General features: G+C 43.3%; 18 protein-coding genes and 1 other annotated feature. Of the genes, 6 read left to right on the forward strand and 12 right to left on the reverse strand.

What is annotated here, in order from left to right; translation table 11 throughout:
• Positions 1 to 89: 89 nt before the first annotated feature.
• Entirely contained in the window at positions 90 to 434 is a 345-nt protein-coding gene (locus A0256_19170) for a HopJ type III effector protein (protein ID AMR33389.1), read from the reverse strand.
• A gap of 123 nt (positions 435 to 557) precedes the next feature.
• Between A0256_19170 and A0256_19175 the strand changes: the two genes are divergently transcribed.
• On the forward strand, positions 558 to 1934 hold the full coding sequence (locus A0256_19175) for an aspartate kinase (protein AMR33390.1): 1377 nt from the start codon (positions 558 to 560) through the stop codon (positions 1932 to 1934).
• A gap of 80 nt (positions 1935 to 2014) precedes the next feature.
• Here A0256_19175 and A0256_19180 read toward each other — a convergent pair whose 3' ends face one another.
• The 3 genes from A0256_19180 to A0256_19190 form a co-directional block, all read right to left on the reverse strand.
• Entirely contained in the window at positions 2015 to 2530 is a 516-nt protein-coding gene (locus A0256_19180) for a hypothetical protein (GenBank protein AMR33391.1), read from the reverse strand.
• 12 nt (positions 2531 to 2542) lie between these two features.
• Positions 2543 to 3547 carry an NAD(P)-dependent oxidoreductase gene (locus tag A0256_19185; GenBank protein AMR33392.1) on the reverse strand — a complete coding sequence of 335 codons (1005 nt, stop codon included), beginning with the start codon at positions 3545 to 3547 and terminating at the stop codon, positions 2543 to 2545.
• Positions 3548 to 3888: 341 nt separating this feature from the next.
• Complete coding sequence (locus tag A0256_19190; protein ID AMR33393.1) at positions 3889 to 4326, reverse strand: heat-shock protein; 438 nt, start codon at positions 4324 to 4326, stop codon at positions 3889 to 3891.
• 134 nt (positions 4327 to 4460) lie between these two features.
• Here A0256_19190 and A0256_19195 point away from each other — a divergent pair, with 134 nt between their 5' ends.
• Positions 4461 to 4907: a thioesterase gene (locus A0256_19195; protein AMR33394.1), complete on the forward strand. Its 447-nt coding sequence runs from the start codon at positions 4461 to 4463 to the stop codon at positions 4905 to 4907.
• A gap of 75 nt (positions 4908 to 4982) precedes the next feature.
• On the opposite strand, the gene A0256_19200 is transcribed toward A0256_19195, so the two are convergent.
• The 5 genes from A0256_19200 to A0256_19220 form a co-directional block, all read right to left on the reverse strand.
• Entirely contained in the window at positions 4983 to 6752 is a 1770-nt protein-coding gene (locus A0256_19200; protein AMR33395.1) for an arginine--tRNA ligase, read from the reverse strand.
• 131 nt (positions 6753 to 6883) lie between these two features.
• Complete coding sequence (locus A0256_19205) at positions 6884 to 7627, reverse strand: radical SAM protein (GenBank protein AMR33396.1); 744 nt, start codon at positions 7625 to 7627, stop codon at positions 6884 to 6886.
• A complete protein-coding gene (locus A0256_19210) occupies positions 7599 to 8252 on the reverse strand; it encodes a phosphoglycerate mutase (protein ID AMR34622.1) in 654 nt (217 codons plus the stop codon). The genes A0256_19205 and A0256_19210 overlap by 29 nt, the downstream gene beginning before the upstream one ends.
• A gap of 85 nt (positions 8253 to 8337) precedes the next feature.
• The gene (locus A0256_19215) at positions 8338 to 9531 is read right to left on the reverse strand and encodes an aminofutalosine synthase MqnE (GenBank protein ID AMR33397.1); all 1194 of its coding nucleotides are present in this window, start codon (positions 9529 to 9531) and stop codon (positions 8338 to 8340) included.
• A gap of 179 nt (positions 9532 to 9710) precedes the next feature.
• Positions 9711 to 10235 carry a hypothetical protein gene (locus A0256_19220; GenBank protein AMR33398.1) on the reverse strand — a complete coding sequence of 175 codons (525 nt, stop codon included), beginning with the start codon at positions 10233 to 10235 and terminating at the stop codon, positions 9711 to 9713.
• A 101-nt stretch (positions 10236 to 10336) separates the two neighbouring features.
• Between A0256_19220 and A0256_19225 the strand changes: the two genes are divergently transcribed.
• The 4 genes from A0256_19225 to A0256_19240 all read left to right on the forward strand — a co-directional run bounded on the left by A0256_19225 (position 10337) and on the right by A0256_19240 (position 15663).
• Positions 10337 to 11452, forward strand: coding sequence for a cystathionine gamma-synthase (locus tag A0256_19225; protein AMR34623.1), 1116 nt, complete (start codon positions 10337 to 10339; stop codon positions 11450 to 11452).
• A gap of 183 nt (positions 11453 to 11635) precedes the next feature.
• Positions 11636 to 11747: a binding site (SAM riboswitch class I), on the forward strand.
• 229 nt (positions 11748 to 11976) lie between these two features.
• Positions 11977 to 13290, forward strand: a complete 1314-nt coding sequence (locus A0256_19230; protein AMR33399.1) for an O-acetylhomoserine aminocarboxypropyltransferase — start codon at positions 11977 to 11979, stop codon at positions 13288 to 13290.
• Between the two features lie 82 nt (positions 13291 to 13372).
• The gene (locus tag A0256_19235) at positions 13373 to 14428 is read left to right on the forward strand and encodes a homoserine O-acetyltransferase (GenBank protein ID AMR33400.1); all 1056 of its coding nucleotides are present in this window, start codon (positions 13373 to 13375) and stop codon (positions 14426 to 14428) included.
• The gene (locus tag A0256_19240; GenBank protein AMR33401.1) at positions 14428 to 15663 is read left to right on the forward strand and encodes a homoserine dehydrogenase; all 1236 of its coding nucleotides are present in this window, start codon (positions 14428 to 14430) and stop codon (positions 15661 to 15663) included. The genes A0256_19235 and A0256_19240 overlap by 1 nt, the downstream gene beginning before the upstream one ends.
• A 74-nt stretch (positions 15664 to 15737) precedes the next feature.
• Here A0256_19240 and A0256_19245 read toward each other — a convergent pair whose 3' ends face one another.
• Genes A0256_19245 through A0256_19255 form a run of 3 tightly spaced genes read right to left on the reverse strand, consistent with a single transcriptional unit; the run spans position 15738 to position 21386 of the window.
• Positions 15738 to 17378 (reverse strand): diapophytoene dehydrogenase, encoded by a 1641-nt coding sequence (locus tag A0256_19245; protein AMR33402.1) that lies wholly within the window; start codon positions 17376 to 17378, stop codon positions 15738 to 15740.
• 44 nt (positions 17379 to 17422) lie between these two features.
• On the reverse strand, positions 17423 to 18670 hold the full coding sequence (locus A0256_19250) for a damage-inducible protein CinA (GenBank protein AMR33403.1): 1248 nt from the start codon (positions 18668 to 18670) through the stop codon (positions 17423 to 17425).
• A 1-nt stretch (position 18671) separates the two neighbouring features.
• Positions 18672 to 21386: a hypothetical protein gene (locus A0256_19255; GenBank protein ID AMR33404.1), complete on the reverse strand. Its 2715-nt coding sequence runs from the start codon at positions 21384 to 21386 to the stop codon at positions 18672 to 18674.
• Positions 21387 to 21424 lie beyond the last annotated feature (38 nt).

Genomic DNA, 21424 nt, shown 5'->3' on the forward strand with positions numbered 1-21424 from the left:
ATTCCTGATGAAGTTCAGTAAAATTGAAATATAGATATGGGCTGGTTATCTCAACAAAGTTTAAATATAATTAACGCCAACAATTACCTTCAGGATTTGGCAATCAACGACACTCCTTCAAATTCGATTCCCGCCCATCCATGGGACATAAACTGCCTGATATTTTGATGATCGGTCCCAACTGGATCAGCCAATACGGCCTGGTAATGCTCTGCAAAAAGCAACAAAGTGTCGTCTACTGTCAAATTATTTATTTTTGCAATTGCAAAAACCCTGGCACTACCCTGGTTTTGGGATGCTTCGTTGTACAAATTACCGTTTTTAAAAGCCGTCGGCTGATGCAGAAAATAAGTATCTATAAATTCCAGCACTTTTTTAAATGCTACTGTATTTGTCTTGAGACCTGTTAATAAAGTGTTTAACTCTTGATTCATCTTATAAAAGTAGTTGGATGAAAATAGTATAAAATCAGATAAAGAAAAGGTATGTTGAAAAACTCATTCCCTTATTGAGGAGAAAGTTTTAGTTTCGCGCTTGTATTAAATCCTGCTCAGACAATGCTTACAGTAGAAAAGATCGGCGGCACGTCTATGACCGCCTTAAAAGAGGTTATCGATAATATTATTTATTTTGACCGCCCGGCAGACAATCTCTATAACCGCGTATTTGTTGTCTCGGCTTTTTCAGGAGTTACTAATCTTTTGCTGGAGGATAAAAAAACCAAACTACCCGGTGTTTATCACCGTATCCTAAATAACGAAGACTTTCATCAGGCTTTGGCGGCATTGGTGGCCCGCTTGAAAGACATCAACCAAAGCTACGCCCACCTCGGCCTTGAGAAAGCCTTGGCAGACGAATTCATAGAAACGCATATTAATAAAGCACAAACCTACCTGGAAAATATGGTGGATATCCTGGCGTCCGGCTATGTAAGCCGTGAAGGGATCCTGCAGGCAGCGAGAGAAATTTTGGCGTCCATCGGCGAAACGCACTCCGCGTTTGTGCTGACTAATATTTTAAAACATCAGGGAGTAAATGCCGTATTAGTAGACCTTAGTGGTTTTGATGATCAGCGACCATTTACGATAGATCAACGCATAAAAGACGCGTTTTCCGGCATTGATTTGGAAAATTGCCTTTGTGTAGCCACAGGATACGCCAAAGGTACCGAAGGTATTATGCGGGAGTTTGACCGCGGGTACTCTGAAGTGACCTTTAGCAAAATAGCCGAAATTCTTAAGCCGGTGGAAGCCATCATTCATAAAGAATATCATCTGTCTACAGCAGACCCCGCCTTGGTAGGCATTGATAATTGCAAGCCTGTGGGTAACACCAATTATGATATTGCAGATCAGCTGGCAGATGTTGGTATGGAAGCTATTCATCCGAAAGCATCTAAACCACTGGAAATGAATGGCATAAATTTAAGAATCAAAAACACTTTTCAACCATCCCATCCGGGTACGCTCATCACCAGATCCTATGTATCAGCTCTAAAACGAGTGGAGGTTATAACCGGGATAGACCGCCTGATGCTGATAGACGTTTTCGACCCGTTGATGGTAGGTAATGTGGGCAGCGACTTGCAAATCATGCAGTTATTTTATAAGCACGGCGTAAGTTATACTTTTAAAGCAACCAGCGCTAACAGCATTTCAATTGTGATATGGGAGCAGGATTTTAAAGAAGAGCTGGTGATAGAACTTGGCCAGTCGTTTGAAAAGATCACTGTAGAAAAAGTAGCTATGGTTTGCTTATTAGGTTCTAATATGGATCAGCCGGGATTGCTGGCCAAAGCAGCCACCGCGCTGGCAAAAAACGATATCAATATCATCAGCGCCGGCTTTGCGCTCCGTAAAGTTAACATCCAGTTCCTTATTGCCAGGGAACAATTCAAAACGGCAATAGTAGCACTGAATGAGGCTGTAGGGTAAATACAACTACCTTGAATAACTAATCAAACAAAAAGTAGCTACCGTTTCCAGTAGCTACTTTGTTCATTAGTCACCCGCATTTACCGGGCAACTTGCTTTGTGATTTTTTGATCTATTCCCTTAATGGTTTCCAGGTGGGTTTTTAAAGTGGGCAACATTTGTTGTGCAAATGCTTTCACTGCAGGATCTTTGCCATTAGTGGCATAGGTTTGAAAAGTTTGCACGGTGTTATGGTGGCTAACTACCATGCCATGCACATATAGCCTATCGAAAGCCGACGTTGCGTTTTTAAGTGGCAGGTCCGGCATAATGCCGCCTGTTGCTGCTGCCGGGAGGGTGTATCCTCTGGATTTTGCAAGTGCCAGAAGTTTCGTTTCCGCCTGTTGGTGATCCATAACCATCATTTTACCAAATGATTTAACATCAGGATGGGTAGCTTTCTGTGTAGCCAGCTGGCTCGCGCTGATTTCCTGCAAATTACCAATACTTGCCACGATAAGAAAGTGTTTTGCAGTGGTATCAGGATCCGGTTGAGGGATTTGCGCTCTAACCGTAAAACCGGCAAAACCAAAGAGTATTAAAATTGCTTTTTTCATAATTATTCTTGTTTATGGCTGTCCAACACCGCCTGAAGCACCATACACCTGGCCGGTAGCAAAGCTGGCATCAGCTGCTGCTAATTGAACAAATATGGAAGCCAATTCCCCTGGCTGACCTGGCCTGCCGAACATTGTCCAGCTACCAAACATTTGTTGTTTCTCGGGCTGTGCACCGCCACTGATCTGTAAAGCCGTCCATACAGGTCCGGGAGCTACACCGTTCACTCTAATGCCCTTTGGACCCAATTGTTTAGCCAAAGATTTAACGTAATTCATAGTGGCTGCCTTAGTTTGCGCGTAAGCGTACAGATCCGGCGACGGATCGTAAGCTTGCTCAGACGTGGTACCAATAATGGCCGATCCTGCAGGCAGATGTGGCAATGCTTCGCGGATGATCCAAAATGGCGCATAAATATTGGTTTTCATCGTAGCATCAAACTCTTCTGTCGTAACATCGATTATAGAGTTTGTTGATTGCTGCCTGCCGGCGTTGTTAACAATAATATCTAAGCCACCGAGGCCGGCAATCGTTTTTTGTACTAATTGTTTACAAAAATCTTCACCGCGCAAATCACCGGGAATTGCGATAGCTTTACGCCCTTCTTTCCTGATCAGAGCGATCACTTCTTGTGCGTCTTGCTCTTCTGTAGGATAGTAATTGATGGCAACATCAGCACCTTCACGTGCATATGCTATAGCCGCTGCGCGACCTATGCCAGAATCTCCGCCAGTTATAAGGGCCTTGCGACCTGCTAAACGTCCCGAGCCTTTGTAGCTTGTTTCACCGCAATCAGGCACAGGATCCATTTTGCTTTGTAAACCCGGCCACGGCTGGGGTTGACTTCTAAATGGAGGTTTAGGATATTTACCTACAGGATCGTCAATTTTGACAGCACCGTTGCTGACAGTTGCGGCACTTGATGCAGCCAGTACAGGGGAAACGGCTGCAGCTGCGAACGTGGCGCCTAAACCGGCTACCACCTGGCGCCGGGTAATTTTATGATTATCATTCATAGTGTTGTAGTGTTTGGAAATACAACCTTTCAAGCGGTCAATAGTTTTCGGTTTTTACTTAATAGGATAATAAATTAATCCATTATATTTAAGTTTTTAACAATGCCAGCGTTAGCATATCCGCCCTCTACAAAAAACAGGCAATGATCGATTCACAAATTGTTATTTTTCAATCTTAACAGTGCTAAATTTAAATTCTATGAAAAGCTGCAGCTTGTTATTTTGTGATGGTTGCGATGATGTACGCTAACTAGCCCGATAAACGAACGTTTTTAATAAAAAAGCCGCCCATATTACAGGGCGGCCTTCTACTAAACCAAACTTATGAAAACACTATTAAATTACTTCACCGCTATTTCTCTTGATTGATATTTAGCTTCTTCTCTTTTAGCAACAATTAAGGTAAGTATCCCGTCTGTGTAGTCGGCCTCAATTTTTGCATAGTCGGCGCTATCAGGCAACGTGAACGAGCGCACAAAAGAATTGTAGCTGTATTCGCGTTTGCTATATTTTTTTGTTTCCTGGTTATTTTCTGCCTTTTTTTCGGCAGATACACTCAAAACATCCTTATCTAACGCGATCTTAAAATCTTCTTTTTTAAGTCCGGGGATGGCTAATTCTATATGGAATTCATTATCGTTCTCTGCGATATTTACCGCAGGCACGCGGGCAACTAATCTGTCGCCAATAAATGAATCGTTTAATATAGAGTCGAACACATCATTAAAGAACGGGTTAGCATTGCTTTTTAGTCCGTTGTTGAATTTTACTAATGTCATTTTTATATCCTCCTGAGTTTTTGTTTTATTAACTTCGTAGATGATTAATCAACTGTTATACCAATGGTTGAAATTCGATAAATGCACGACAGAATGTCTGCAAAAATAATAACCTACAGACAAAATGTATTTTTATGGCTGAAAAATTAACAGATTACAAATATAAAACCGACATAGCCATCCGTTTTTCGGATATTGATAGCGTAGGACATGTAAACAATGCCATATATCTCACCTATTTCGAAGTTGCCCGAATCAATTATTTTAGGGAAGTAGCTGATTGGCATAACAAGGGTATAGGTTTTATTGTAGGGAGATCAGAGATCAACTATCTGAAGCCTGTAACTATCGATGATCAAATTGTTTGCTACGTACGCGTCATTCGCATAGGTAACAGCAGCTTTGATATTATGCATGTGCTAGTCAAATTGACTGATAAGGGTGAAGAGATTTGCACCACCTGCAAAACAGTTTGTATCAGTTATGATTATGCCGCATCCAAATCAATTCCTATACCTAAAGAAGGCCGGCAAAAAATGATCGATTACGATGAGCCGAGGTTGATTTTGAACACTAATTAAGTGATGTGCATATTGCAGATGTGCAGATGTAAGATCATCTGCACATCTGTAATTCGCACACCCGCGCATGGTGTATTACATTCTCTCCGGAACTTCAATACCCAATAAAGTCATACCGGTCTTGATAATTTTTGCAGCTGATGCAGATAGTTGTAGTCTTAATTGCTTCAGATTTTCGGATTCTGCCTGCATAATCGGGCTCTCATGATAAAATTTATTGTACAGCTTAGCCAATTCGTAAACGTAGTTGGCAACTAGTGCCGGGCTGTGAGCTAGGGCCGCCTCCTGAATTACTTGCGGGAACTTTGATAACAGCACGATCAAGTCGCGCTCTGAGGCGCCTAAATCGGTAATATCTGCAGATCTTCTTACTTCATCATAACCTGCTTTACTCAGCACTGATTTGATCCTGGCATGTGTATACTGAATGAACGGCCCGGTATGCCCCTGGAAATCTACTGATTCACTAGGATCAAACAACAGGCGTTTTTTAGGATCAACTTTTAACAGGAAGTATTTTAACGCGCCCATACCTATTGTATGATAAAGCTTGCTCTTGTCCTCATCGCTAAAACTATCCACCTTACCCATGGCTTCAGTTGTTGCTGCAGCAGTTTTGAACATTTCCGCCATCAGGTCGTCGGCATCCACAACCGTACCCTCACGCGATTTCATTTTGCCGGATGGCAGATCCACCATGCCGTAGGATAAGTGATACAAACCCCTCGCCCATTCTTTTCCGAGTTTTTGAAGGATAAGGAATAGTACTTTAAAGTGGTAATCCTGTTCATTGCCAACAACGTAAATCGACTCATCCATTTTAAAGTCGTCGTATTTCAGCTGTGCGGTGCCAATATCCTGGGTAATGTAAACCGAAGTACCATCCGCCCGGAGCACCAATTTCTGGTCGAGGCCATCTTCTGTCAGGTCAATCCAAACTGAGCCGTCTTCCTTTTTAAAAAACACGCCTTTGGCAATGCCTTCCTCTATAATATCTTTGCCTAATAAATAGGTATTGCTTTCGTAATAATATTTGTCAAACTCAACGCCAAGGGTTTTGTAGGTTTCTGCAAAGCCAGCGTAAACCCAACCATTCATGGTTTTCCACAGGCTGATCGTTTCCTCGTCGCCCGCTTCCCATTTTTGAAGCATTTCCTGGGCCTTTTTTATCAGTGGTGCATTCTTTTTAGCTTCATCTTCCGTTTGGCCTTCTTCAACCAGTTCCTGTATCTGTTGCTTGTAAGCCTTATCAAACCAAACGTAATACTTGCCTGCGAGGTGATCCCCTTTTAAGCCGGAACTTTCAGGTGTTTTGCCATTTCCAAACTCCTGCCAGGCCAGCATACTTTTGCAGATGTGGATTCCCCGGTCGTTCACCAGGTTAGCCATTGTAACTTGGTAACCCGCCGCTTGCAGTATCCTTGACACTGAGAACCCCAAAAGATTATTACGGATGTGACCCAGATGTAAAGGTTTGTTGGTATTTGGCGATGAATATTCTACCATCACCTTTTTACCATTTGGCTTTGCTATAGCAAAATCATCTGCAAGGATCTCTTCACTCAATTTGGCCAGCCAAAAACTATCAGCAAATGAAATATTCAAGAATCCTTTAATCACGTTAAATGCACTGATCTCGGCTACCTCCTTTTGAAGGTATTCACCAATTTCGATACCGGTTTGCTCCGGACCTTTGCGCGACATTTTGGTATATGGAAAGGTTACCACGGTAACCTGGCCTTCAAATTCTTTACGGGTTTCCTGCAAGTTTATGTCCTTGACAGCGATATCTGTTTGGTACAGATCTTTAATGGCTTTAACAACAGCCTCAATAATAAAATCCATCGGACAAAATTAATAATTAGTTGATGGTAAATGCTGTATTCAGCTTTAAAATATGAGGCGGTGAAGAACCGATCATTATCGACCGCTTTAATTACCGAAAATCCAGGTCGACAGATAGTGATCTGGACGCTTTACAGCGCCTTGATATAATCTAAAAATAAGTATAACGCTTTTTTCTTATCCTCCGTCAGGTCAAAATCAAGGCGGTGCATCAGGTAATCCTCCAAATCAAAATCGGCGCGCTGTGGCAGTTCTTTCAACAGGTCTTTACGATGAGCCAGCCCAAATTGGAGCGCCTTATCAAACTCTTTTATAAACTCCCCGGGAATTGGCTTATTGGCTATCCATGCGGCAAATACAAATGGAAGGCCTGTAAACTTCTGCCACTCTTCAGAAAGATCATAAACAAACTCATAGTTGCCGGTTTTTCCAAAGGTACGGTCGCCTATTTGTACAAAGGCCATATCCTGATCCGTTGATACTCCGTAGTCTGCCGCATCTCTGATTAATTCAGGCTGAACCTGCCAGTAGTTTTTGAGCAGTACCCGGGCAAGGTTATTGGAAGAGCGGGACTGCGGATCCAACTGAATCTTTTTAGCATTCCTGATATCGCAATTACTAAATATAAATACAGAATTTACTGCACCCACTGCACCTATGCAATAAGCAGAAACGATTTCCCACTGTGGTAAACTTAGCGCGGCGGCCACCGGGATAAGGCCAATATCAGCTTTGTCATCTATTAATTTTTGGGCACAGTCGGATGGCATATCCAGGCTCAGCTCTATTTGATCCATAATAGCCGAGTGCTGCAATCCGTATAAAAAAGGTTTTGTGTTGGTATAACTAACCGCGGATATTCTGATCTTTTTCACTTATCTCTTCTGGTGTTTTGAGGTGGACGGCGTTGTTGAATTCAACGATCTGGTACCGGCTGCCATCATAAATTAATTTATACAGCACCAGATTTTGATGCGGAAAGGTGTCCATCTCAGTAAGCGGCACACCGGTAAGTATACATAGTAAAAGGCGCATAGCTCGGCCATGCATGCAAATGAGCACCGTTTTTTCCTCTGGGTGACTCATTATGATTTCCATTGCTTCCAGCTGGCGTATCTTCACTTCATTAGGGCTTTCACCCCCTTCAAATTTAACGTCAAGCTTGCCGGATACCCAGTCACGCATTACATGTAAAAACTCAGCCTTAAGCTCCGGAGATGATGCTTGCCCTTCATGTATTCCCCAGGCAAGTTCATCCAGCCCGGCCAGTTTTTCATAAGCAATTCCTGAATCAATAAATGGCTGAATACTTTGCTGTGTACGTTTTAATTCAGATATGTAAATTTTATCAAAAGGCACATTTTTATAGGCTGTATAAAACTGCTGCGCCTGGTGGCGGCCTTCATCATTCAGATCAGAATCTCGGCCGCGCCCCTGTACAATACCAAGTTTATTAAGATCTGTTTGGCCGTGGCGTACGATGTATAATGTCTTTTCTATCATTGTTTTGCAGACAGCTAAAAGCGCAAGGCTCAAAGCGATATAAGGGCCTCAGGCTGTTTGCCTTTGGCGTTAAGCATTACCGCTAATTTATAACAGGCAATTTATAGTACTTCGGTTTTTCTTCTTCTGGAAATTGATACACGCTGTAATCCGTAACTACATTGTAGAGCGTATCGCGTTCAACAGGGTGACGTCCCGCATGCTTGATCAGGTCAACCAATTGCTTTGTGCTCATGCCCGGGTGCTGTTCTTCCGCACCGGCCATAGAATAAATCTTGGTGGTATCATCCAGCGTACCATCGATATCATCCACACCAAAATTAAGTGATAATTGCGCCGTAGTGCGGCTAATCATTGCCCAATAAGCCTTAATGTGATCGAAGTTATCCAGGTAGATCCTGGCAATAGCATAGTTCCGGAGATCCTCTACCACGGTTGATTCCGGCACGTTGCTCATCTGGTTATCCTGGTTACGGAACTTAAGCGGAATAAATGTTTGAAAACCACCCGTACGATCCTGCAATTCACGCAGCCTTTCCATATGGTCAACCCGGTGCCAATATTTTTCGATATGGCCATAAAGCATTGTAGCGTTGGAACGCATGCCTATTTTATGCCACTCTTCATGAATAGCCAGCCATTGCTCCGCATTGCATTTGTCTTTTGCTATAAGGTCGCGCACTTCGGGATGGAAGATCTCGGCACCGCCGCCCGGCATAGATTGCAGCCCGGCATCCTTCATCAGCTGCATACCGGTGGCATAGTCGATCTTGGCCTTTTTAAAAATATAGTGGTACTCAACAGGCGTTAAAGCCTTAACATGCAGGTCCGGGCGATGTTGTTTAATCCTCGTAAACAGTTCCGAATAAAAGGCTACATCATACTGCGGCAAAACACCGCCCACAATGTGCACTTCGGTAACGGGTTGGTCATCATACTTTCTTACGATATCCAGCATCTCCTCCATCGTATACTCCCAGCCTTCAGCCTTTTGCTTGATCAAACGGGAATAGGAGCAGAATTTACAATCGTAAACACAAAGGTTGGTTGGCTCGATATGAAAGTTACGGTTAAAATAAGTTTTATCTCCGTGTTTTTGCTCGCGAATATAGTTGGCCAGTATACCTAAATAACCCAATTCAGCCTTTTCATAAAGCAAAACGCCGTCATCAAAAGTAATACGCTGGTTATGGAGCACCTTTTGGGCTATGGCTTTAAGCTCAGGTAAAAGCTGCGGATTATTTAATAGTACCCCGAAATTTTCTGATACTTCCATGTACAAAAATAGTTTAGGCAAAGGTAATAAAATACAACTGTTTTATACGTGAGGCGTGTTCACGCCTATGTTTAAACACCTAATATGACGATGGATTTACAGAGTGAGATATTTGCGAATGGCTAATATATAAGGTTGTATTGCGATGATGATCTATCAATTTTGCGGGAGCTGCATTACTATTTAATTTCTTTCACAAATACCTTTATATCCTTAATTCTGATCCCGTTAAAGCAATCATCCTGGCAGCCTTTTTCTACCGATCCGGCAGATGTAATAAGGCCCAGGTCATCAACCGTGAAGTAAACATCGTTCTTATTTGCGTCAACGTTCAGCCAAACATTTTTCGCCTGCTGATAAATATCGTCCAGTGTAAAAAAGTAACTTGCGTTGCCGTGGGTATTCAGCGTATTTCCGCTTTCTTCCCAAGATGCAATAACCACTAAACTATCTGTTCCTGGCTTAAAATTGCGGGCTACGAAATCGCGGCTTGTTATCCGGCCGTTTTGTACGGTTATTTTGGATTCGGAATAGTAACCAAATACCGAGCCGCCATAGGTAACGTAACTGTAGGAATTATTAACTGATTTTCTAAAGAGCTGCCAGGCAGAATAGCTCTTATCGTAATCGGTAGTAACCGCTTCTTTTTTACATGCAGATAAGGTGGTGATCACTAAAAGAGCAAGGCAGGCTTTGTATTTCATGTTTTATGGCTTGGTTTTATGATAATACGAACGCCTTTTCCATTACGCTACAGCGAATGCCAAATATTTACATTTATTTTGAATGCGTAACTTACACCCCAATGAAAATAGAAACTATCGCTATCCACGCCGGAAATCATATTGACGAAACCTCAAAAGCGGTTGTGCAGCCTATTGTAACATCCACCACTTTTCAGCGTGCCGAAGATGGCGGGTATCCCGGTGGCCACATTTATAGCAGAGCGTCCAACCCCAATCGCGCTTTATTAGAAAACGTGATTGCCAAACTGGAGGGCGGTGCAGAAGCAGCGGCTTTTTCGTCGGGAAATGCGGCAGGCATGTCAGTTTTTCAATCGCTGGAACCGGGTACGCATATCATCGCGCCGGACGATATGTATCATGGCCTGAGAAACCAGCTTAAGCAGCTGTTTGCAGGTATTCTGGAATTTGATTTTGTTGATGTAAATGATAGCGAAGTGCTGAAAGCCCATATTAGGCCAAACACCGGATTGATCTGGCTGGAAACACCATCAAACCCTCTCTTAAAGGTCACCGATATCAAAATGGTTGTTGCAATTGCGAAATTTAAAAACATAAGAGTGGTTTGCGACAATACCTTCGCTACGCCCCTTTGCCAGCAACCTTTGGCCTTAGGCGTTGACATAGTAATGCATTCCACTACTAAATATTTTGGCGGCCACAGCGATTTGATGGGCGGAGCGCTGATAACCGGAATCACTAACGACTGGTGGACTAAGATCCGAACGGTGCAGACTATGGGTGGCGCCATTCCTTCGCCTACCGATTGCTATCATCTCACAAGAAGCATTAAAACTCTCCCATACCGCATGCGCGGACACGTGCGCAATGCACAATTACTGGCGGAATACCTAGAAAATCACGATAAAGTAGAACGCGTGCTGTATCCGGGCCTGCAGTCGCACCCGCAGTACGAAATTGCCAAAGCGCAAATGACCGGTTTTGGGGCGGTATTGTCTTTCCTGCTGAAAGATGGGGAAACCGAAGCCAAACGGGTAGTGAATGCGCTTGAGCTTTTTACCCAGGCAACCAGCCTTGGCGGCGTAGAAAGTTTAATAGAACACCGTGCATCTGTTGAAGGGCCGGATACAAAAACACCTTTTAATTTATTGCGGGTTTCTGTTGGGTTGGAGCATATAGACGATTTAATTGCGGATTTGGAGCAGGCGCTGGGATAAAAAAAGTTTTAAACCCCTAACGATACAATGCCCAGCGCAGTTTAGATAAGTTAATGAAACTACGACAGTAGTACCCATTTCCAATTAATTTGAAATATTATTTGGAAATTAAATTGCCATTCTACTATATTTGAAACATTATTTGGTAGCGATACTTTAATCAACTCCTCTCAAAAGGATTTTGGTTTATAAAGAAGCGGCGAGAGATCAGGCTCGAAAACCCGCTGGCAACCCTTCAATGGTGAAGAAGGTGCCAATTCCTGTCCCGGAAAAAGAATACCGGGGGATATAAATTTTTAATCATGAAAAGTACATCTTACGTAACGGAACAATCTATCCTGCATCCCCAATCGGGTATCTTTGCTATATACAACCATTTTACCGGCTGTATTTGCATGTGTTGCTGTTGATCCTGTAACACGTTCAATTTCTGTTTCCCCGAAAACAACGTGATTACCCATTTAGGATAATGATATCCTGACGTAAATATACATTTTCATTCAAAACCCTTTAAATCTACAAATATGTCAAGCTTAAAATTCGAAACTTTACAATTACATGCGGGCCAGGAAGTTGACCCAACTACAGGCGCGCGTGCAGTGCCTTTATACCAGACCACTTCTTACGTTTTCAACAACGCAGAGCACGGCGCAAACCTGTTCGCCCTAAAAGAGTTCGGCAATATTTATACCCGATTAATGAACCCGACGACCGATGTGTTTGAAAAACGCATAGCGGCATTAGAGGGTGGCGTAGCGGCTTTAGCTACTGCATCCGGACAGGCAGCGCAGTTCATAGCCTTAAACAACATTTTGCAGGTAGGCGATAATTTTGTAACCTCTCCATTTTTGTATGGCGGTACTTATAATCAATTTAAGGTAGCTTTTAAGCGCCTGGGGATTGATGTGCGTTTTGCAAAAGATGATACCGCAGAGAGCATCGAGCCGCTTATAGATGAAAAAACAAAAGCCATCTATGTAGAAACCATTGGCAATCCTGGTTTTAATATTCCTGATTTTGAAAAATTGGCGGAATTGGCCAATAAACACGATCTGCCGCTGATAGTGGATAACACATTTGCTGCGGGTGGTTACCTTTTTCGCCCGTTGCAACACGGTGCCCATGTAGTGGTAGAATCAACTACTAAATGGATCAATGGCCATGGAACAAGTATTGGTGGTGCTATTGTAGATGGCGGTACCTACAACTGGGGGAATGGCAAATACCCACAGTTTACGGAGCCGTCAGAAGGATACCACGGTTTAGTTTTTGCTGATGTATTTGGCGTTAACGGTCCCTTCGGAAACATTCAGTTCATTATTCGCGCCCGGGTGGAGGGCTTGCGGGATTTCGGTCCATCACAGTCGCCATTCAATTCCTGGCTAAACATCCAGGGACTCGAAACTCTTTCATTGCGTGTACAGCGCCATGTGGATAATGCGCTGGAACTGGCCAAATGGCTGGAACAACATCCGCAGGTGGACAAAGTAAACTACCCGGGGCTGGAGTCATCTCCGCAGCACGCACTTGCGAAAAAATATTTGAAAAATGGTTTCGGTGCGGTGTTGTCTTTCGAATTAAAGGGCGGCAAGGAAAACGCTTCAGCAGTTATCGACAATTTAAAGCTGGTTAGCCATTTAGCAAATGTTGGCGATGCAAAAACACTCATCATCCAGCCATCTGCAACCACCCATCAACAATTGAGCGATACGGAACAGATAGCCGCAGGCGTAACTCCTGCCCTGCTGCGCGTTGCAGTTGGCATTGAACACATTGATGATATAAAAGCTGATTTTGAACAGGCTTTTGCCAAAATAGCGGAATTAGAAGTAGCATAGAAATAGTTTTTTAGTTTTTAAGAGATGTTATCAGGGAGCAGTTGTATTAGTCAACTACTCCCTAAATAACAAAAAGTACAGCATGAGTTTACAAAGTTTTACCTACACGGGCATATTTAAACTGGAATCTGGAGCTAAACTGCAGGGATTGCAAGTTGGATTCAATACCTACGGTACCCTCAATAAAAAGAAAGATAACGTGGTTTGGGTATGCCATGCTTTGACGGCCAATTCGGATGTATTCGATTGGTGGAAAGGGCTTTTTGGTGCCAATGATTATTTTAATCCAGATGAGCATTTCGTAGTTTGCGCAAATGTCTTAGGGTCAGCCTATGGCACTACCAATCCTTTAGATATTAATCCAGTTTCAGGTGTGCCTTATTACCTGGCTTTTCCTGCATTTACCATCAGAGATATTGTTCATGCACATAAATTGCTAGCAGATCATTTAGACATTGGCGAAGTGGGCATATTAATGGGTGGCTCTTTGGGCGGCCAACAGGCTTTAGAATGGAGTATAATTGAGCCTCAGCGAATTAAAAACCTCATACTCATTGCATCTAACGCAAAACATTCACCATGGGGCATTGCCTTTAACGAATCACAGCGTTTGGCAATAAATGCCGATCAGACCTTTTCAACTGGCTCACCAGATGGTGGCAGTAATGGGTTAAAGGCTGCGCGCAGCATTGCATTATTATCCTACCGGGGATATAAAACATATGATATCTCCCAGCAGGAAGACGACAATACAATCACTGACAATTTTAAGGCATCCAGTTATCAGAATTATCAGGGACAAAAATTGGTAAACCGGTTTAATGCCTACAGCTATTGGTACTTGACTAAGGCCATGGACTCGCACAATGTAGGCCGCGGCAGAAATGGAGTAGATAAAGCGCTGAGTCTGGTTAAAGCGCGAACGCTGGTTATCGGCATTAAATCGGACGTTTTATTCCCGGTAGAGGAGCAGCAATACTTATTTAGACATATCCCTAAATCAGCCTTTGCCGAGCTGGATTCATTTTACGGGCACGATGGCTTTTTAATTGACACACAAGATTTAACAAATATCATCACATCGTTTTTCAAGACAGATGTAAAGGGAAAAATTATAGAATTGCAAAGAACAGCTTAATGAGTAAGAAACTAAATATTGGCCTATTCGGATTTGGAGTTGTAGGCCAGGGATTATACGATATCATCCGGACTAAAAATCTTAACCTTGAAATAGTAAAGATTGCTATAAAAAATCCCGGAAAACTCCGCACCCTGCCGCAGGAACTTTTTACAACCGATAAGGAAGAACTCTTAAATAACCCGGAGATCAACACAATTGTTGAACTCATTAATGACACGGAGGCCGCCTACGAGATTGTATCGCGGGCGTTGGCATCGGGCAAAAATGTGGTATCGGCCAGCAAGAAAATGATTGCTACCTACCTCAACGAACTAATTGCACTGCAAGAAAAACACGGCACCTCATTGCTGTATGAAGGCGCAGTATGCGGCAGCATCCCCATCATCCGTAACCTGGAAGAATATTACGATAATGAGCTGCTGCACTCTATTAGTGGTATTTTTAATGGATCATCAAATTATATTCTCTCCAAAGGCTTTTTGGAAAGTTTAGATTATACAAGCGCCCTTAAACAAGCACAGGACCTGGGCTTTGCGGAAACCGACCCCATCTCGGATGTTGGCGGCTATGATTCCAAATTTAAACTGGTGATTGCGGCAGCGCACGCATACGGTTTAGTAATTGATCCAAAAGAGGTTTTCAATATGGGCATTCAAAATCTTGCGGCGAACGATATTCAGTATGCCAGGGAAAAGAATTTGAAGATAAAGCTGGTGCCGATTGCCAAAGAATTGGATACACGCAACATTGCCATGTTTGTATTGCCAAAATTTGTAAACGAAACCGAATTTTTGTACAACGTAGAGTACGAATATAATGGCGTAACCGTCCAAGCGGCTTTTGCAGATCAGCAGTTTTTCTTTGGCAAAGGTGCGGGCGGGCATCCTACAGGTTCGGCAGTGTTGTCAGATATCGCTGCGCTGCGATACGACTATGGTTATGAATACAAAAAAGCCAAAGCCGTGCGCGATCTTCATTTTACCAACAATATTGAGATCAATATCTATTTGCGGTATGAAGATGAAGCTTTAGTGGAATCCCTTGGATTTGAATATATAAAAGAGCGATTTTATTCGGGCAGTTATAAATTCGTCATCGGAAAGATCAATTTGCAAAAACTAATCGACCACCAGCAACGTATATTAGACAATAAGGCATTCGTAGCCTTTGCCGATCAGTTAACAGGGGTCAGTTTAGCTCCGGCAAAAATACAGGATGCTGAAGTTTTTTAGTAGATTCTTCAGCATCCAAAAACAACAAAGGCCCTTGAGGGCCTTTGTTGTTTGATGAAATCACATTTAATTAACTATACATTTCGGCTTATATCCCAATTTTCGAGGTATTGAGCTACTTTACTTACAAAAGTACCGCCCAATGCTCCATCCACTACCCTATGATCATATGAAAGTGACAGGAACATCATGTGCCTGATCGCTATGGCATCGCCCTTAGGCGTTTCGATTACCGCAGGCTTCTTTTTAATGGCACCTACTGCCAATATTGCTACCTGAGGCTGATTGATAATAGGTGTCCCCATTACATTCCCGAAAGATCCTACGTTAGTGATAGTGAACGTGCCATCCTTTACATCGTCTGGCAATAATTTACCCGTACGTGCACGGTTGGCCAGGTCGTTTACAGATTTGGCTATACCCAACAGGCTCAGTTCATCCGCGCGTTTAATTACCGGCACAATTAAATTACCGTTTGGCAAAGCAGTTGCCATACTGATATTTATATTCTTTTTTTTGATGATTTGCGTGCCACTTACCGAAACGTTAATCATCGGCAGCGCAATAATGGCTTTAACAACCGCCTCGATAAATATGGGCGTAAAGGTCAACTTTTGCCCTTCACGTTTTTCGAACGCACCTTTTACGCGTTCTCGCCATGCCACCAGTTCGGTCACGTCTGCTTCTACAAATGAGGTTACATGTGGCGAGGTGTGTTTGCTATAAACCATATGGTCGGCAATCAGCCTGCGCATCCGGTCCATTTCAATGATCTCATCTCCGCCCGAAACCGATGTTGCTGGTTTTGTAGCAGGCTTCGGTGAATCCTGTGCAGCTGCAATTTTGGGTACTTCCTGCGTGGAAGTCGCTTTTGCGGATTCCACACTTATAGGTTCAGTTGAGGAAGCCGATTTTAATTCATCCCCTGCAGGTGCTTCCGTTAGCGGACCTTTTTCAGGCGAAGTAATATTAACAGAAGCTTTGGATTGTGTTGGTGATGACTGTGGCTCCTTCGATAAGTTTACATCAGGGTAATTATGAACATTTCCATGTTGACCATTGGCTTGTGATGCCAAAGGAGGTTTAAAACCACCTCCTGATGTCCTGGTTTGAACGTACGCTAAAAGGTCGTCTTTAGTTAAGCGGCCCTCCGCTCCAGTGCCCGGGATATAGTCGAGTTCTTGATTGCCAATTCCTTCTTGGGTAGCGATGCTTTTAACTAAAGGCGAATAGAAACGGTTATCGTATTTTGTAGTTGTTAACTGAATTTCTTTCGCTGCCAATTGGCTCATTCCCGGAATGTCAGACATTGGGTTTTCTTGCGCAGGTGTTTGGATAGCTGCAGGCATCGGTGCTGGCTCTGGAGCTTTTACCGGCTCATCTGCTGCAACAGTTTCTGAGTAAGTTACCGGAGCCGGTGTGCTATCTGCTGTAGCAGCACCAGGGTTAATTGCTGATTGTTCAGCATTGCCAGGTTCCGTTTCGATTACGGCTATTACTGAACCTACCTGTACCACATCGTTTTCTTCGTAAAGTTGTTCTATTAACTTACCAGAAACCGGGGAAGGTACTTCAGAATCAACCTTATCGGTTGCGATCTCCATCACTGCCTCATCAACTTCGATATAATCGCCTGGATTCTTCATCCATTTAATTACCGTTGCTTCCGCAACACTTTCTCCCATCTTCGGCAGTAACAATTGGTATTTGGCCATACACAAGTATTCGTTGATTTGGCCAAAATTAAGGAATTTCAGTCTTATTTTTCAGTTTCCCGCAGTAAAGTAATCAACATAAAAAATGCAGCTACAGCACTCCTTTCAATGTTTTGTATTCGTTTATTGCCAAATGTGAATTTCTTAGTTACCGTTTTACCCGCATTTGCCGCCGCAATCCATACCGTACCAACAGGCTTGTCTTCAGTGCCTCCACCCGGGCCTGCAACACCTGTTACCGCTACGGCGTAATCCGATTTAAAATTTAGCAAAGCACCCTCCACCATTTCTTTTACCGTCTCTTCACTTACAGCACCGTTCTGCCATAACGTTTCATTTCTTACCCCTAAAACACTCTCTTTTAATTCATAGGAGTAGGATACTGCACCACCAAAAAACACTTCTGACGATCCCGCGTGCTGGGTAATGAGGTGCGAGATATATCCTCCTGTGCAGCTTTCAGCAGCTGATAAAGTCAGGCCCCGTTTTGCCATAAAATTGAGTACTGCTTTTTCCAGCGGGATGTCTTCTTCGGCAATAACATTTTGGCCTACCCGCGCTACTATCTTAGCAGCATACTCCGCAACCTGTGCGCTCAGCAAAGCTTCATTATTGCCATAAGCGCTCAAACGTAAACGTACCTGGCCAAGCTTAGGCAAGTAGGCTAGTTTGATATTGGCCGGCAATGCATCTTCAATATCAGCAATTCTTTCGGCCAGGAAAGATTCTCCTTCCCCTGCTGTGAGTATTGTTTTATGAATGATAACAGGGAGGTCAAATACCGATTTCAGTTTCGGTATCACCTGCTCCTCTACCATGTATTTCATCTCGAATGGCACCCCTGGCATCGATACATAGATCTTGCCGCTCTCATTAAACCACATGCCGGGGGCGGTGCCGTTTTTATTAAGTATTACCTCGCAATTTGCAGGCACTTCGGCCTGCTTGCGGTTTACTTCCAGCAGCGGTCGATTATATCTTTTGAAAATACTGGCAACGTTTTCAAGAGCGGCTTCATTTAAAACCATCCCCACGTTAAAATAATCGGCGAGCGTTTTTTTGGTGATATCATCTTTTGTTGGGCCAAGGCCGCCGGTGATTAAAATAATATCGGCACGGGTTGCTGCTTCCGCCAAAGCTTTAAGAATATGATCCCGGTCGTCAGACACCGACGAAATTTGCTTGATCCGGATGCCGGCAGCATTCAGCTTTTCAGCCATCCAGGCAGAGTTGGTGTCAACAATTTGTCCTATTAGTATCTCGTCGCCAATGGTTATAATTTCTGCAAGCATTTTAGTTAAATGATTGGTTGTTGGTGTAGTCGCTCCGTTTGCTTAGTTTCAGATCCTGCAAAATAGATGCCTTAACTTTTAAGGTCACGTTATATGATTTATAGAAACCAAACGGCAGCCATTGGATAGACAGATCCCAGCAATGCAGATCCCGATAGATAGCGAATGAGGTGGCACTGCTCAATTGCCGGGCTCTTAAATCGTAATTGGTGTTATACTGAATCTTCCATTTGGCTGTAAGGCTCACGTCACCGCTCAACATCACCGTATTACTTGAGGTGGTATTGGTAACGTTGTTTTGATAGCTGAAACTATAATTAATAGATAAATTCCAGGGGACATTAAAATCGATGTAAGCGCCCGGATCACTATTGATCAGAGCAAGGCGCTGCGCCTGATCCGGACTCATGGCCGCCAGGGTACCAGCAGCATTAGCTTGCTGCTTTGGCCTGAAAGTAGACGGATTAAGACTCGCGCTCATGGAGAGACTAAAATTACTCAGCATTGGAAACTTGCCATCCCTGATGCTCAGCCTGTTTATCCGGCGTACGTAATTCTGTACACTATTGCCGGAAATGGAATCACGCACCTGTGTCACGTATGGATCAAACAAGCCGTTGAAATTTATATTTACTTTCTGATGAAGCACAGAGGTGTGGCCCGATACGCTGATGGTAGAAAGTTTTAATGAATCGGCAGCAAAGTTGTAAAAAGTTGAAAAAGTTAGACCTTGCAGGATAGGCACCTTGCGGGCCACGCCGGATGTATCCGTACTTTTTGGTTTCAGTTTCGCCTCAATGGTATTGTCTAAAGAGAATCCAATACCCGCCTGCTTGCCAATTGACGGACCACCGTAAACAGATTGCTCAAAAATAGAATAACGTTGTGCAGTGTATGGATACGGAACGGTAGCGGTACTTACCGCTGTGCGATAGTAGCCATAACTTGGGTCACCAAAATCCGGGCGGTAACTAAAGGATATGGATGGCGTTGACGTGGTGCGGATATCAGTAAGATTCCCCTTTTTAAAATGTAAGGTACTATAAACCTTGGTAGATACACCGGCATTTAGGCTATACTCGCCTGCCCTGGCAAAACCGCCAACCGTATCGGTGACTGGTGTAAGGCTGCCGTTGATGCTCCCCCTGTCGAAACTTTTACGGATGCTTTGAAAGTACCAGCGTTCCACATAGTTGGCGCCGGTATTAAACTGAAAGTATTTTAAAATATTTAAATTCAATGATACTGGTATGGTATGCTGAAATCCATTCTGCAGCTTTTTGGTAAGCGTGTTCTGCGTAAATAATTGCGACTCGGGAACAGCATTCAATTTATTGGTAGCCACCATACTATAACCCACATTTATTTTTTGATACCATTTTTGCTCGCCAAGCCTGTCTTTAGAATCAAACGGGCTGATGGTAGCCATGTTGAAACTCACGGTAGGTAATTCAAGCGTAACGGTCTTGGCGGTAAGATCCTGTGAGTGGCCCAAACTCACGTTAAGGTTAAATGGCGAACCCTGCCAGGTTTTGCCATAGTTTATACTCGAACGAAGGTTATTTTGTGTTAGTGCCTGTAAATTGTAATTATTCTGGCCCGGATTATTTTGGTAAAAACTTGATGTACCTGCGTTAACAGAAGCACTAAAGGTAGTACCTGGGTGCGCATTGGGATCTTGTGAATGCGACCAGGTAATGTTAAAATCCTTTCTGGCAGGATCGCCAACAAGGCCATAGTTATGAGAGCCGTAACTAAGGGTAATATTGCCGCCGTATTTGTAGCGCTTTAGATAACGGGAGTTAACACTTAATTCGTACGAACCCTTAGAATAGATGGTGCCCATGAAGGTGGCATCTAAATTGTCGTTAACGCCCACATAGTAGCCCAGGTTGCGCAGGTAAAAACCAAGCCGTTGATCTTCTCCAAAGGTTGGCAGGATCACGCCTGAGGTACGCGAATTCGGTTTTGGAAAAAAGCCGAACGGGATGGCGAAAGGTAAAGGCACACCCTCTATTTCCAGATAAGCCGGACCCGATATAATTCTCTTTTTCTGGCCGATGCCCTTTGTTATCACAATTCCGAAATGCGTATCAGGGAATGGCAAATCGCAGGTACTGAAAATCACATCCTTGTAGGCAACCTCATCGTTCTTTAAAACTTTTGATACACCACCAGAAATGTAATTACCATCCTGTTGAGTAGCCGGGTTCCAAATTTTACCTTTTTTGGTATCGTAATTAAACATCAGCGAATCTGACGCAACTGGCTTTTCGTCTTTTGATTTGGAAAGTGGCCTCCCCAGGTAACGTTTTGTACGCGGATCGATGGCACCGCTGGCAAATATGAGGTGTTTATTTTCGTCAATACGAATGTATTCAGCATCCAGTTCAAAGTCTTCGTAAGTAACATGTGCCCGTCCCCATAAATACGACATCTTGTTCTTTCTGTCGGTATGCGAGGAATCTTCCGCAGTAGCTTTAACGATTGATTTTAACCCCGACCCTTTTTTGGAAGTGTCATTTTTTGCCACGACAGTGTTACTTTTTACTCCTTTTGCGGGTTTTTTAAGCCGAAGCAGCTTACGGTCTCGTGTGGTATCAAGTTTAATAATAGTATCTTTAGCAGCAGTTTTGGCATGGTTAGCAACACCGCCAGCCATTGCATTTACCATTACTATAGTTGCAAGCAGAAAAAAGAGAGTAACTAATTTCAAAATAGATTATGAATAGTATTTTTGCAGGTACAGTTAAC

The sequence above is a fragment of the Mucilaginibacter sp. PAMC 26640 genome (assembly GCA_001596135.1).
Taxonomy (GTDB): domain Bacteria; phylum Bacteroidota; class Bacteroidia; order Sphingobacteriales; family Sphingobacteriaceae; genus Mucilaginibacter.

Excerpts from the sequence above, each read along its gene's own strand:
- A0256_19170 (AMR33389.1), bottom strand. The coding sequence starts at position 434 with ATGAATCAAGAGTTAAACACTTTATTAACAGGTCTCAAGACAAATACA.
- A0256_19175 (AMR33390.1), top strand. The coding sequence starts at position 558 with ATGCTTACAGTAGAAAAGATCGGCGGCACGTCTATGACCGCCTTAAAA.
- A0256_19180 (AMR33391.1), bottom strand. The coding sequence starts at position 2,530 with ATGAAAAAAGCAATTTTAATACTCTTTGGTTTTGCCGGTTTTACGGTT.
- A0256_19185 (AMR33392.1), bottom strand. The coding sequence starts at position 3,547 with ATGAATGATAATCATAAAATTACCCGGCGCCAGGTGGTAGCCGGTTTA.
- A0256_19190 (AMR33393.1), bottom strand. The coding sequence starts at position 4,326 with ATGACATTAGTAAAATTCAACAACGGACTAAAAAGCAATGCTAACCCG.
- A0256_19195 (AMR33394.1), top strand. The coding sequence starts at position 4,461 with ATGGCTGAAAAATTAACAGATTACAAATATAAAACCGACATAGCCATC.
- A0256_19200 (AMR33395.1), bottom strand. The coding sequence starts at position 6,752 with ATGGATTTTATTATTGAGGCTGTTGTTAAAGCCATTAAAGATCTGTAC.
- A0256_19215 (AMR33397.1), bottom strand. The coding sequence starts at position 9,531 with ATGGAAGTATCAGAAAATTTCGGGGTACTATTAAATAATCCGCAGCTT.
- A0256_19220 (AMR33398.1), bottom strand. The coding sequence starts at position 10,235 with ATGAAATACAAAGCCTGCCTTGCTCTTTTAGTGATCACCACCTTATCT.
- A0256_19225 (AMR34623.1), top strand. The coding sequence starts at position 10,337 with ATGAAAATAGAAACTATCGCTATCCACGCCGGAAATCATATTGACGAA.
- A0256_19230 (AMR33399.1), top strand. The coding sequence starts at position 11,977 with ATGTCAAGCTTAAAATTCGAAACTTTACAATTACATGCGGGCCAGGAA.
- A0256_19235 (AMR33400.1), top strand. The coding sequence starts at position 13,373 with ATGAGTTTACAAAGTTTTACCTACACGGGCATATTTAAACTGGAATCT.
- A0256_19240 (AMR33401.1), top strand. The coding sequence starts at position 14,428 with ATGAGTAAGAAACTAAATATTGGCCTATTCGGATTTGGAGTTGTAGGC.
- A0256_19245 (AMR33402.1), bottom strand. The coding sequence starts at position 17,378 with ATGGCCAAATACCAATTGTTACTGCCGAAGATGGGAGAAAGTGTTGCG.
- A0256_19250 (AMR33403.1), bottom strand. The coding sequence starts at position 18,670 with ATGCTTGCAGAAATTATAACCATTGGCGACGAGATACTAATAGGACAA.